The organism is Pseudoxanthomonas sp. Root630 (assembly GCF_001427585.1).
Classification (GTDB): Bacteria; Pseudomonadota; Gammaproteobacteria; order Xanthomonadales; family Xanthomonadaceae; genus Pseudoxanthomonas_A.
The window spans coordinates 307,311-319,707 of sequence record NZ_LMGY01000016.1; the positions used below are offsets into that span (position 1 = coordinate 307,311).

General features: G+C 67.6%; 9 protein-coding genes and 1 tRNA gene. 5 read left to right on the plus strand and 5 right to left on the minus strand.

Annotation, left to right across the window (positions count from 1 at the left end):
- Positions 1 to 135 precede the first annotated feature (135 nt).
- Both ASD72_RS13725 and hisS read right to left on the minus strand, forming a co-directional pair.
- A complete protein-coding gene (locus tag ASD72_RS13725) occupies positions 136 to 2,025 on the minus strand; it encodes an aromatic amino acid ammonia-lyase (RefSeq protein WP_056880512.1) in 1,890 nt (629 codons plus the stop codon).
- Between the two features lies 1 nt (position 2,026).
- Complete coding sequence (gene hisS / locus ASD72_RS13730; RefSeq protein WP_056880513.1) at positions 2,027 to 3,409, minus strand: histidine--tRNA ligase; 1,383 nt, start codon at positions 3,407 to 3,409, stop codon at positions 2,027 to 2,029.
- A gap of 116 nt (positions 3,410 to 3,525) precedes the next feature.
- Between hisS and ASD72_RS13735 the strand changes: the two genes are divergently transcribed.
- The 5 genes from ASD72_RS13735 (at position 3,526) to pgaD (ending at position 9,700) form a co-directional block, all read left to right on the plus strand.
- Positions 3,526 to 3,602: transfer RNA gene (locus ASD72_RS13735), tRNA-Pro, on the plus strand.
- Positions 3,603 to 4,018: 416 nt separating this feature from the next.
- Positions 4,019 to 6,094: a poly-beta-1,6 N-acetyl-D-glucosamine export porin PgaA gene (pgaA, locus tag ASD72_RS13740; RefSeq protein ID WP_081420343.1), complete on the plus strand. Its 2,076-nt coding sequence runs from the start codon at positions 4,019 to 4,021 to the stop codon at positions 6,092 to 6,094.
- Between the two features lie 2 nt (positions 6,095 to 6,096).
- Positions 6,097 to 8,001: a poly-beta-1,6-N-acetyl-D-glucosamine N-deacetylase PgaB gene (gene pgaB / locus ASD72_RS13745; protein ID WP_056880515.1), complete on the plus strand. Its 1,905-nt coding sequence runs from the start codon at positions 6,097 to 6,099 to the stop codon at positions 7,999 to 8,001.
- Positions 8,001 to 9,248, plus strand: a complete 1,248-nt coding sequence (gene pgaC / locus ASD72_RS13750; protein ID WP_056880516.1) for a poly-beta-1,6-N-acetyl-D-glucosamine synthase — start codon at positions 8,001 to 8,003, stop codon at positions 9,246 to 9,248. The genes pgaB and pgaC overlap by 1 nt, the downstream gene beginning before the upstream one ends.
- On the plus strand, positions 9,245 to 9,700 hold the full coding sequence (gene pgaD / locus ASD72_RS13755; protein ID WP_235578013.1) for a poly-beta-1,6-N-acetyl-D-glucosamine biosynthesis protein PgaD: 456 nt from the start codon (positions 9,245 to 9,247) through the stop codon (positions 9,698 to 9,700). The genes pgaC and pgaD overlap by 4 nt, the downstream gene beginning before the upstream one ends.
- Here pgaD and ASD72_RS13760 read toward each other — a convergent pair.
- Genes ASD72_RS13760 through ASD72_RS13770 form a run of 3 tightly spaced genes read right to left on the minus strand, consistent with a single transcriptional unit; the run spans position 9,686 to position 12,389 of the window.
- Entirely contained in the window at positions 9,686 to 10,972 is a 1,287-nt protein-coding gene (locus ASD72_RS13760) for a glutamate-5-semialdehyde dehydrogenase (RefSeq protein ID WP_056880518.1), read from the minus strand. The two genes, pgaD and ASD72_RS13760, sit on opposite strands and share 15 nt — an antisense overlap.
- Before the next feature lie 19 nt (positions 10,973 to 10,991).
- Positions 10,992 to 12,140: a glutamate 5-kinase gene (proB, locus tag ASD72_RS13765; protein WP_056880519.1), complete on the minus strand. Its 1,149-nt coding sequence runs from the start codon at positions 12,138 to 12,140 to the stop codon at positions 10,992 to 10,994.
- Between the two features lie 9 nt (positions 12,141 to 12,149).
- Positions 12,150 to 12,389, minus strand: coding sequence for a YciI family protein (locus tag ASD72_RS13770; RefSeq protein ID WP_056880704.1), 240 nt, complete (start codon positions 12,387 to 12,389; stop codon positions 12,150 to 12,152).
- Positions 12,390 to 12,397 lie beyond the last annotated feature (8 nt).

Sequence of the window (12,397 nt, forward strand, 5' to 3'; positions counted from 1 at the left end):
CGCGACCGTGAATCGTAAGCGCACCGAACTTGTGTCAAACCATCGCCTCAACCACCGCACCGTCACTGGTTGCCTTGGCATCAGGGCAGGTTCGTTCGTCCGGTCGCGACTTGCGTCGCTCCTACAGCTTCTTCCTCAGCGGTTACGCACCGCCGAAAGGATCTCGCCCGATTCCACCAGGCGAACCGCGGTAGCGACTTCGCCGTCGAGCGCGCGGTCGCGGTCGAGGAACGGAATCTTCGCGCGGATGGCTGCGTGGGCGGCCGCGACGGCATGTCCCGGATGGAACGCTTCGCTGGCTGCGAGCGCCGCGCGCAGCGCGTCCACTTCTTCCAGGAAGCCTTCACGGCCTTCGACACCTGGCGACGGGCCGCCGGACACTTTTGCCGCCATGCCTTCGGCATCGGCCCGGTCCGCCAGCGCACGCGCGGCATTGATCATGTCGCGGCGCAGATCGAGCGCCTGCGCGGCGGTATAGAGCTCCAGCGCCAGCACCTTGCCGAGGTCCTGGGTCATCGCCAGCACGTGGCGCGCTTCGTTGGCGCCCATCGACACATGGTCTTCCGCATTCGCGCTGGTCGGCACCGAGAACACGCTGGCCGGGTGCGCGCGGCTGGCCAGGTCGTTGACGATGGCGGCCGCGCTGTACTGCACGATCATGTGGCCCGACTCGGTGCCGTCCTCGTTACCGATCAGGAACGCAGGCAGACCGTCGTTGGTCGCGGGGTCGACCAGCTTGTTCAAGCGGCGCTCCGAGATCGACGCCAGCGTCGGGATGGCGGCTTTCACGTAGCTCATCGCGAGCGCGAGCGGCATGCCATGGAAATGGCCGGCGGAGATCACCTGCTCTTCGACGTGCTCGGCTTCCCGGTCCGGGAACACCAGTGGATTGTCGGTAACCGAATTGAGCTCGATCTCCAGCACGCGCTTGGCCTGCTCCACCGCATCGCGCACGGCGCCATGCACCTGCGGGATGCAGCGCAGCGAATAACTGTCCTGCGGCTGGTGCTTCTTGCCGCCGCGGAACGGCATGAAGCGCCGGTAGAACTTCTCGCGACCATGGCGTTGCCCCGTGGGCACCCAATCCCAGCCGATGTCGAAGCGTAGCGCCTGCGCTTCCGGCGTATCCCAGCTGTCCGGCAGCCAGGTGCGGAAGCGCGGCACCAGATGGTAGGGAATGTCGGCCAGCGTCGAGCCGTCCAGCAATTCGCGCAGGCGCGCGGCGACATGCACCTGGCCCGGATGCGGACGCAGCGCGTGCACTTCCTCGGCGAACGCACCAAGCCGACCGGCGAAGGCATCGATCGTCATCGCGGCGGCGAGATCCGCCGTATCCAGCAACTGGTCAAGGCGGTACGCGGCCAGCACGCCCATGGCAAGCATCTGTGCGGTGCCATTGTTCAGCGCCAGGCCTTCCTTGTAGGACAGCGATACCGGCGAGAGGCCGGCGCGCTTCAGCGCCTCGGCGCCCGGCATGCGTTCGCCTTCATGGAAGGCTTCGCCGCCCCCCAGCAAGACGATGGCGAGGTGCGAGAGCGGCGCGAGGTCGCCCGATGCGCCCACCGATCCCAGCGACGGCACCACCGGCACGATGCCGGCGTTGAGCATCGCGGCGAGGGCCTGCAAGGTCTCCACGCGGATGCCGGAGTGCCCCTTCAGCAACGTGTTGATGCGGATGCCGAGCATGGCCCGCACGATCTCCGGCGCCATCGGCTCGCCCACGCACACCGCGTGCGTGACGATCAGGTTGTACTGCAGTTCTTCATGCAGCGAACGCCCGGACTTCGTCGCGCCCGGCAGTTCGTCGCGCACCGGGTGCGCACCCAGCAGCTTGTCGGCGTTGCTGCCGAAGCCAGTGGAGACGCCATAGATCGGCTCCTCGCGGCGGACCTGTTCGGCCAGGAAGTCGGCCGCACGCGCGACGGCCTTCAGCGCGCCCTTGTCCAGTTCGACGCTGGCGCCGAACGCGATCTCGACCAGCTTGTCGCGGGTCAGCGACCTGCCATCCAACAGGATCGGTTTCATGTCAGCGCCCCGCCAATGCGCGCGCCTGTTCCAGCTCCACCTTCAGGCTGCTGGCCAGTTCCTCGCGCTTCACTTCGAACTGCTGCTCGCGCAACAGGTCCTTCACCGTCACCGCACCGCGCGCTCGCTCGTCCTCGCCCGCCAGCACCACGAAGCGGATGCCCGCACGCGAGGCGTACTGGAACTGCTTGGCGAGCTTGCGGCCTTCCATCTGCACCTCGGTGTTGATGCCCGCCGCGCGCAGGCGCCGGGCGATGTCCAGCGACTCCGCCAGTTCGCCTTCGTCCATCAGGGCGACCATCGCCTGCACGCTGCTCTCGTCGCTGCCGGCGATCAGGCCGGCTTCGCGCAGCTGCCAGAACAGGCGCGTCAGCCCGATCGAGATGCCCACGCCCGGCAGCTTCGACTTGGTGTAGTGGCTGGCCAGGTCTTCGTAGCGGCCGCCCGAGCAGATCGACCCGATCTGCGGATAACCGTCCAGCTGGGTCTCGTAAACGGTGCCGGTGTAGTAGTCCAGACCACGGGCGATCGAGAAATTCAGGCAGTACGCCTCTTCCGGTACGCCCAGCGCCTTGACCAGGTCCAGCACTTCGCGCAGTTCGGCGATGCCCTGGTCGAAGATCTCGCTGCCCTGCCCCAGCGCGTCGAGCTTGGCCAGCGCATCGGCGTGGCTGCTGCTGCGCATGGCGACGAAGTCGAGGATGCGGTCCACGCCTTCGGCGGACATGCCGAAGCCTTCGCCGGTCAGCGTCTCGCGCACGTAGTCGGCGCCGCGCTTGTCCAGCTTGTCGACTTCGCGCAGGACCAGCGCCTGCTGCTCGCCGTCGGTGACGCCCTGGGCTTCGAAGAAGCCGCGCATCAGCTTGCGGTTGTTCAACTGGATGGTGAAATCGCCGATGCCCAGGTCGCTGAACACCGCGTGGATCACGGCGAGGATCTCGGCGTCGAAGCGCACGCTGAGCGCATCCTTGCCGATCACGTCGATATCGCACTGGTAGAACTCGCGGAAGCGGCCGCGCTGCGCGCGTTCGCCGCGGTAGACGCGCTGGATCTGGTAGCGGCGGAACGGGAAGGTCAGCTCGTGCTCGTGTTCGGCCACGTAGCGCGCGAGCGGCACCGTCAGATCGAAGCGCAGCGCCAGTTCCGGCAAGCCGTCGCCTTCTTTCGCCAGTGCGCCGGTGGACTGCACGAAATACACCTGCCGCTCCGTCTCGCCGCCGGACTTGGTCAGCAGCGTCTCGGACAGCTCGAACACCGGCGTTTCCACCGGCAGGAATCCGAAGCGCTCGTAGTTGCGGCGGATGGTGTCCAGCATGCGCTGGAAGGCGATCTGCTCGCGCGGAAGCAGTTCCATCACTCCGGGCGGCGTACGGGGCTTGATCAAGCGAAAAACTCCAGCGGACGGCAATGACACATTCTAAGTGGGAAGGCCGCGCATCGTCAGGAAAGCGCCACACCCTATTGCCGCCCACGCGACGACTGCATACAATGCACGGCTCGCGGGGTGTAGCTCAGTCTGGTAGAGCGCTACGTTCGGGACGTAGAGGTCGCAGGTTCGAATCCTGTCTCCCCGACCAACACATGAAACCCGGGAAACGAAAGTTTCCCGGGTTTTTTGTTGCCCGGATTCCGGTGATCTCTCGCATGCGGCGCTGGACCCGCCTGCCCGCCGGATGCCAGCCCTCCCGCCACTCGCCCCCGATGCCACCGGTCCTGGCTGGCCACTAAAAAGTGCTTTCCGTCACATAAATATGACGTTACACGTCACTCATTGACCGTCGGCGCGCTCGACCCGCACCGACCGGGCGAAGAAGACAGCCGGCGGCAGGCATCCAGCCGGTGGCATTGGCACGATCCGGGCAAGCGTGATTCATTTACATTTACGTAAAATTAACAAAAGTGCAGCGGGAGTGACCTGTCTGCGGGTACTTTCGAGAATTGGCAGAGTTTTTGCATAAACGCGCGGAATGACAACGCACACGCGTTTCCCCGCATGGCAGGACTCTTGAATCTTCGTCTGCTCCCCCTTGCCCTGGCATGTGCCTCGGGCTTTTCCCTGTACTCCCCGGCGACCCGCGCGACTCCTGTTCTCCCGGGGGCTGCCCCGTCGCGCCAATCGGGGCTGGAAGAAGCCGCGCACCTGCGCGACCAACGCCAGTGGCTGGCGGCATTGGCCATCTACGAGCGCCTGCTCGCGGCGCATCCCGACGACGAGGATGCCTATCGGATGCGCGCCCTGACCCTGGCGGACCTCGGCAATGCGGAACGCGCCTGGCAGCTGTATCGCGCGCGCCCGTCGGTGTTCTCGGCCGCCCAGGCCGAGCGCCTGCAGAACGACCGCCTGGCACGCAGGATCGTGTGGGGCGGCCTGTACGCGCAGGACACCGCATCCCGGCTGGACGAAATGAAACAGGCCGAGCGCCTGATGGTGGAGCACCTTGCCAGCCTGACGGCGGAACAGCGTGCCGCCGCCCACCGTCCACGACTGGACTCGCTGGTCATCCTCAACACGCTGGAAAAGCATGACGAGGTCGTGGCGGCGTACCGGTCGCTGCTGGCCGATGGTCTGCAGGTGCCGCCTTACGCGCTGGCGAAGGTCGGCGACTCGCTGCTGGCCACGCGCCATCCCGAAGAGGCCGCTGCCGCGCTGGAGACCTCCCTGGCTGCGATGCCCGGCGAGTTCGACATCCAGTTGCTGCTGGCTTACGCCTATCTCGAATCGGAACAGCACGAGCGCGCACTGACCACGCTGGATGCGCTGGTCAAGGCCAACGAGCCCTGGCCGCGAGCGCCGGGTGCACGCCGTGGACACCAGAACTGGCACCGCTTCGACGCAGACACCAACCGCGCCATGGTGACCGCCTACGGCAACCGGTTGCAGGAAGCGCAGACGGCCCTTGAGGCGCTGGCGTCCATCGCGCCCAACAATGCGGGGTTGCAGTCGCGCCTGGGCAACATCTTCAGCATGCGGGGCTGGACCGGACGTGCGCTGGAGCGCCAGCGCATGGCGATGACCCTCGACCCGCGCAGCACCGAGGCCCGCATCGGCGCGACCGAATCCCTGCTCGCGCTCGACCGCGTGGGCGACGCCCGTGTACTCCACGACGGTCTGCTGGAACAGTTCCCGGGCAACACCCACGTGCAGCGCCTGGATCGCTACTGGGATGCGCACCTGGGCTGGCGCGGTCGCGCATGGGCGGCTGCGGGTCGCAGCGACGCCGAAGGCGCGTCGACGACCGCGTCGCCGCTCGGAAATCGCGACGGCGAGTACGGGGTTTACATCGAGAGCCCGATGCTGGCCGACCGCTGGCGCCTGACCGCGCAGGCCAGCGATGCCTGGGCCGACTTCCAGGGCGAACGCGTGCATGCCCGCCACACCGGCATGGGCTTGCTCTACACCCACGACCGGCTCTCCCTGGAAGCGCAGGCATCGCGCCCGGACGACCGTTACCTCGACGACACCGCCGTCGGAATCCGCGCCGGCTGGCGCGCCAGCGACACGCTGTCCGCCAGCGCCGCCGCGTTCCATGCAGATCCGGAAGCGTCACTGCAGGCGCGCCGCAGCGGGATCGGGGCCGACAGTTGGCAAGCCGGACTGGTGTGGACGCCGTCGGAACAGGGGCAACTGGGCGCGCGCTACAAGCACTGGGACTACGACGACGGCAATCGACGCCAGGAACTGGGCGTGTACGGCCAGCGCCGGTGGATCACGCGCCCACACCTGCTGGTCGACATGATCGGCGACGCGTATGCATCGCGCGGAAGCCGCGATGACGCTCCTTATTACAACCCGTCGCAGGACCGCGCTTTCAATGGCGGCGTGCGCATCGACCACGTCGCCTGGCGCCGCTACGAACGCCACCTGCGGCAGCGGCTTGAGATCACCGCTGGCAGCTACTGGCAACAAGGCCACGGCAGCGCGTGGGTGCCGCGCGCCAGCTACCGGCAGGAGCTGAAGCTGGGCATGGGGCACGTGCTGGACTACGGCATCTCCTGGTCGCGCCCCGTCTACGACGGCCAGCGCGAGCAGCACGTGGCGCTGGATATCGAATACCGGTGGGGAGAATGAGCATGGCGTGCACCCTTGGCAACCTGATCCTGCGGGCGTGCCTGTCATTGTCCGCGCTGCTGCCGTTGGCGGCCTCCGCGGGCGATGCCGCCCCCGTCGCGAGCACGCTGAACGTGGCCGGCGACCGTCTGCTGGTGCTCAGCTACCACGACATCCGCGACGACGTCGCCCGCAAGGGCGATCCGGATGGCTACGCGGTCGGTACGCAGAACTTCGCCGCGCACCTGGACTGGCTTTCCGGCCACGGCTACCACCCGGTGAGCCTGGCAGCGGTCCTGGCGGCCTCGCGCGGGGAACGCGCGCTGCCGGACAAAGCGGTATTGCTGACCTTCGACGACGGCCTGCGCAGCGTGTACACGCATGCGTTCCCGTTGTTGCGTGCGTACGGCTATCCCGCGCTGGTCGCGGTGGTGACCGACTGGGTGGAACTGCCCGCAGGCCGGCAGGTCGACTACGGGCCGCGCATGTTCACGCACGACGACTTCCTGACCTGGGCGCAACTGCGCGAGATGCAGGCCAGCGGCCTGGTCGAAGTGGCCTCGCACAGCCACGACCTGCATCACGGGGTGCAATCGAACCCGCAGGGCAACATGACCCCGGCCGCGATCACCCGCCGCTACGACACGACGGCACGCCGCTACGAGAGCGAAGCCGAGTACCGCGCACGCATCCGTGCCGACCTGCAGGCCAGCACCGACACGTTGCAGCGCGAGTTGGGCGTGCGTCCGCGCGCCATCGTCTGGCCGTATGCCGCGTACAACAGCATCAGCAACGACATCGCCGAAACGCTGGGCATGTCGGTGTCGTTCGACCTCGAGGGCCGCGAACAGAAAGTCGGCCGCGACCTGCACGGCCTGGCGCGCCTGCTGCTGAGCAACAACCCCAACATCGGCGACCTGGCCTACGAGCTGCGCCATGACGAGGACGTCGCGGGCGTGCGCGCCATGCAGGTCGACCTGGACTACGTCTACGACGCGGATCCCGCGCAGCTGGACCGCAACCTCGACGCGCTGCTGGAGCGGGTCAAGCGGATCGGCCCCACCCATGTGTTCCTGCAGGCGTTCGCAGACCCCGACGGCAATGGCTCGGCGGATGCGCTGTACTTCCCCAACCGTCACCTGCCGGTGCGCGCGGACCTGTTCAACCGCGTGGCCTGGCAGCTGCGCACGCGCGCGGGCGTGAAGGTGCTGGCGTGGCTGCCGGTGCTCGGCTTCGAGCCGCCGGATGCGGCACAGCGCCAGGCGCTGGCGCTGCCGGAGCGCAAGGGCGACATCTTCCGGCTGGACCCCTCCAATCCCCGCGCCCGCGCACTGGTCATCGACATCTACGAAGACCTGGCGATCGCCAGCTACTTCGAGGGGCTGCTGTTCCACGATGACGCCTATCTCCGCGATGACGAGCTTGCCCGCCTCGGCGGTTCCGACGCACGCGCGCAGCTGCTCGTCGATTTCACCCACGAACTGAAACGCTCCGCCGAGCGCTGGCGCCCCAAGCTGCTGACGGTCCGCAACCTGTACGCACGCACCGTGCTCGAGCCCGAGAGCCAGCAGTGGTTCGGGCAGCGCCTGGACACCTTCCTCACGGCCTACGACTACACCGCGCTGATGGCCATGCCGTGGATGGAAGGCGAGCATCGCCGTCCTGCGGCCTGGATGCGCGAACTGTCCGATGCGGTGCGCAAGCACGATCCTTCGTTCAACAAGACGCTGTTCGAACTGCAGACGCGCGACTGGCGCGGCGCCAAGCCGATCCCGGGCGAGACCCTGCAGGCCCTGGTCCGCCAGCTTCAGGCCGACGGCGTGCGCCACCTCGGGTGGTACCCGGACGACTTCATCGGCGATCAGCCGCGCCTCCCCGACGTGCGCGGCAGCCTGTCCGCGCGCAGCTTCCCGTACGAGGAGCGATGATGGGCACGTACCTCGAGGCGCTGTTCCAGTTCGCGTTCCTGTATCCGATCGTGATGTCCTTCTTCTGGATGTCCGGCGGGCTCTACTACTACTTCCGCCGCGAACGGCATGCGCGACCGCGCAACGATCCGCCTCCGATGGCGGTGATGCCGTTCGCCACGCTGCTGATTCCCTGCCACAACGAAGGCGACAACGTCGAGGACACGATTGGCGGCGCGCTCGCGCAGCACTATCCGGACTTCGAGGTGATCGCCATCAACGACGGCAGCCGGGACGATACCGGCGACCGGCTGAACGCGCTGGCCGCAAAGCACCCCCGCCTGCGCGTGATCCACCTGGATCGCAACCTGGGCAAGGCGAACGCGTTGCGCATGGGCGCGCTGGCCGCGCGCAGCGAGTATCTCGTCTGCATCGACGGCGACGCATTGCTCGACGAGTACGCCACCCACTGGATGATCTGGCACCTGACATCGGGCCCCCGGGTGGGCGCGGTGACCGGTAATCCGCGGATCCGCAACCGCTCCACGCTGCTCGGTCGCCTCCAGGTGGGCGAATTCTCTTCGATCATCGGCATGATCAAGCGCGCGCAGCGCGTCTATGGACGGATCTTCACCGTGTCGGGCGTGATCAGCGGTTTCCGCCGCACCGCGCTGCACCGCATCGGCTACTGGGCCGACGACATGGTGACCGAGGACATCGACATCAGCTGGCGCCTGCAGCTCGACCATTGGGACATCCGCTACGAGCCCAATGCGTTGTGCTTCATCCTGATGCCGGAGACCCTCAACGGCTTGTGGCGCCAGCGCCTCCGCTGGGCGCAGGGCGGCGTCGAGGTGCTGATCCGCCACAGCATGGACATGTTCACCTGGCGCAAGCGCCGGATGTGGGCGGTCCTGGCGGAGTACCTGCTCAGCGTGGTCTGGGCGTACACCATGCTGCTCATCATCGTGTTGTGGGCGCTGGGCAAGTTCGTGCCGTTGCCGCCCGGCCTGTACGTGCACACCCTGCTGCCATCCTGGCATGGCGTGATCCTGGCCCTGATCTGCATGCTGCAGTTCGCCAGCAGCATCGTCATCGACCGTCGCTACGAGACCGCGGTGGGCCGCAACTATTTCTGGATGATCTGGTACCCGATGGCGTACTGGATGCTGAGCCTGTTCACCACCGTCGTGGCGGTGCCGAAGACGCTGATGCGTCGCCGGCGCGGACGCGCCACATGGGTCAGCCCCGACCGGGGGATACGATGAAATTCGATTCGCGCTTGATCCGCAAACCGATGAAGCAGCCGCGCCTGCAACGCGCGGCGTGGGGCTTCGTCACACTGGGCTTCTGGATGGTGTACGTCTACCTGTGGACGCCGCTGGTCACGCTGATTCTCTGGCTGCTCGGTATTCGCACGGCGTTCTTCGAACTCTACGTGCGCGACCACGCCATCGAGCCGTTCCTGTTGTTCACGCTGCCGATACTGGCCGTCGCGTGCGCATTGCTGCTGATCGCATGGGCCGAGTACAACCGGTTCCGGTTCGGACGCACGGACAGGCGCAGCCAGCCGCGTAGCGCGACGCTGACGGAAGTGGCCGACGCCCTGGGCGCTCCGCCGGCGGTCGCCCGCGCTCTGGTACTGGGCAAGGTGACCGTGCTGCACATGGGCGAGGACGCCCGCCCGCAGGGATTCACCGCACTCTCAGAGTCCGCCTGAGGCCTGCGGTCCACCCAGGTCGGGGTGTCTCACCTGGCCTTCCCCGCGAACGACGAAACGCTCCACCGTCAGGGCTTCCAGTCCCATCGGGCCGTAACTGTGCAGCCGGGTGGTCGAGATGCCGATCTCCGCGCCCAGCCCCAGCTCACCGCCGTCCGAAAACCGCGAGGAGGCATTGACCATGACCACTGCGGAACGGAGTGCCTGGATGAACCGCTCGGCGTGAGCCGGCGTGCGGGTGACGATCACCTCGGTGTGGTCGGACGTGTGCCGGCGCACGTGGGCGATGGCGGCTTCGAGGTCGTCGACCACGCCGATGGCGAGTACCAGGTCGAGGTATTCGGCCGCGAAGTCGTCCTCGGTCGCCGCGGCGGCATCGGGCACCCACACCCTGCCCGCTTCGTCAACGCGCACTTCCACGCCACGCGCGCGCAGGGCTTCCGCGGCGCGCGGCAGGAAGGTCGGCGCGATGTCGCGGTGGACCAGCAGCGTCTCCAATGCATTGCAGGCCGACGGTCGCGAGACCTTTCCGTCCAGCAACAGCCCGAGCGCGACATCTTCGTCCGCACCGGCATCCACATACTGGTGGCAGACGCCCTTGTAGTGCTTGATGACCGGCACGCGCGCGTGCTCGGCGACGAAGCGGATCAGGCCTTCGCCACCGCGCGGGATCACCAGGTCGACGATGTCGCTGAGCTGGATCAGCTCCAGGATGGTCTCGCGCCGCAGATCCTCGACCAGCGTCAGCACGGCCTCGGGCAAACCGGCCTCGCGCAGCGCACGGCGCAGCGCGGCCGCGATGGCGCTATTGGAGTGGATGGCTTCCGATCCGCCGCGCAGGATCACCGCGTTGCCGGCCTTCAGGCACAGCGCGGCGGCATCGGCGGTCACGTTCGGACGTGCTTCGTAGATCATCGCGATCACGCCCAACGGCACGCGCACGCGCTCCACATGGATGCCGTTCGGCCGGTCGTACGCGCGGGTGACCTGCCCGACCGGATCGGGCAAGCCGGCGACTTCCCGCACCGCTGCCGCGATGCCGTGCAGGCGTTTTGTGTCGAGCCGCAACCGGTCCAGCATCGCGCTGCCGACACCCTTGGCTTCCGCCGCTTCGATATCGCGTGCGTTGGCGGCCAGGATCGCCGACGCGTCGGCGAGAAGCGCGTCGGCCATGGCCAGCAGCAACGCATTCTTCGCGTCCGTCGGCAGCGTGGCGATGGCGTGCGCGGCATCGCGGCACTGCAGGGCTTGCTGGGTGATCGCGCCGATCATGCGGACTCCGTGGGAGGCGTCAGAGGAGGACCAGATCGTCGCGATGCACGACGTTCTCGCCGTAGGTGTAACCGAGTATGCCTTCGATGTCGCGCGAATGACGGCGCGCGATGCGACGGATGTCCACGGCAGAGTATTGGCTGACGCCGCGCGCGACGGTGCGGTCGCCCTCGCCGTCGCGCAGCACCACCTCGACCATGTCGCCGCGGCGGAAGTCGCCTTCGGCGGTGGTGACGCCGCCCGGCAACAACGAGGCACCCTTGCCCGTCATCGCACCGGCGGCGCCGGTGTCGACAACGATCGCACCGGCTTCGACCGGCACGTTGCGCAGCCAGTACTTGCGCGCCGCAAGCCGGTTCTGCGCGGGGCGGAACCGGGTGCCGAGCAGCGATCCGCGTGCGAGCGCCGCGACAGCACCGGCCTGGGTCCCGTTGAACAGGAAGGTCTCGATGCCCGCGGCGGCCGCCTTCGCGGCCGCTTCGAGCTTGGTGTGCATGCCACCGGTACCGACGCCACTGCCGGCGCCGCCGGCCATCGCGAAGAACGCGGGTGTCAGCGCTTCCACGTCCAGGATCGGCTGGGCATCGGCGTGCGTGCGCGGGTTGGCGGTGTAGAAGCCATCGATGTCGGTGGCGATGAACAGCGCATCCGCGTCGATCAGCGCCGCCACGACGGCGGCCAGGTTGTCGTTGTCGCCGAGCTTGAGCTCATCGACGGAGACGGTGTCGTTCTCGTTGACGACAGGCAAGGCACCGAGCGTCAGCAATTCCTGCAGCGTCGCCCGCGCATTGAGGTAACGCCGGCGATTGCGCAGGTCGTCATGGGTCAGCAGCACCTGTGCCACCGGCCGGTCGAAGAAGCGCTGCCACAGTGCGATCAGTCGGGCCTGACCGAGCGCGGCCAACGCCTGGCGCTCCGCCATCGCCACCCCGGCCTGCGGCTTGCGATGCAGCAGGCCACGCCCGGCAGCGACCGCGCCCGACGACACGATCACCACTTCCTTGCCGGCGGCGATGCTGGAGGACACGAACTGGGCCAGGTTCAGTGCATGGCGCGGGGTCAGTCCCTCTTCGCCCCCGGCCAGCAGGCTGCTGCCGATCTTGAGCACGGCACGGCGCCACGCCGGCAGCGGTTGTTCTTCGAACGGAGGCGGCGCGGCGTGGGTCATCGTGTCAACTCAGCGTGTGTTCCATTCGTGGACGGTGAGGTCGGAGGTGCCGAGCGTCGCCAGGGGATCGCGTGCCGCGATCGCCTGCGCCTGCTCCAGCGAATCCAGGTTGACCAGCACGTAGGCGCCACCGGTCCTGTCGCTGAAACCCCCGGTCATCTCGAGGTGGCCGCTGGCGCGCAATTCGTCCAGGAATGCGAGGTGCGGGGCGACGGCACGTTCGTCGAACGTGGGCCGCCGCATCGCCATCACGAGGT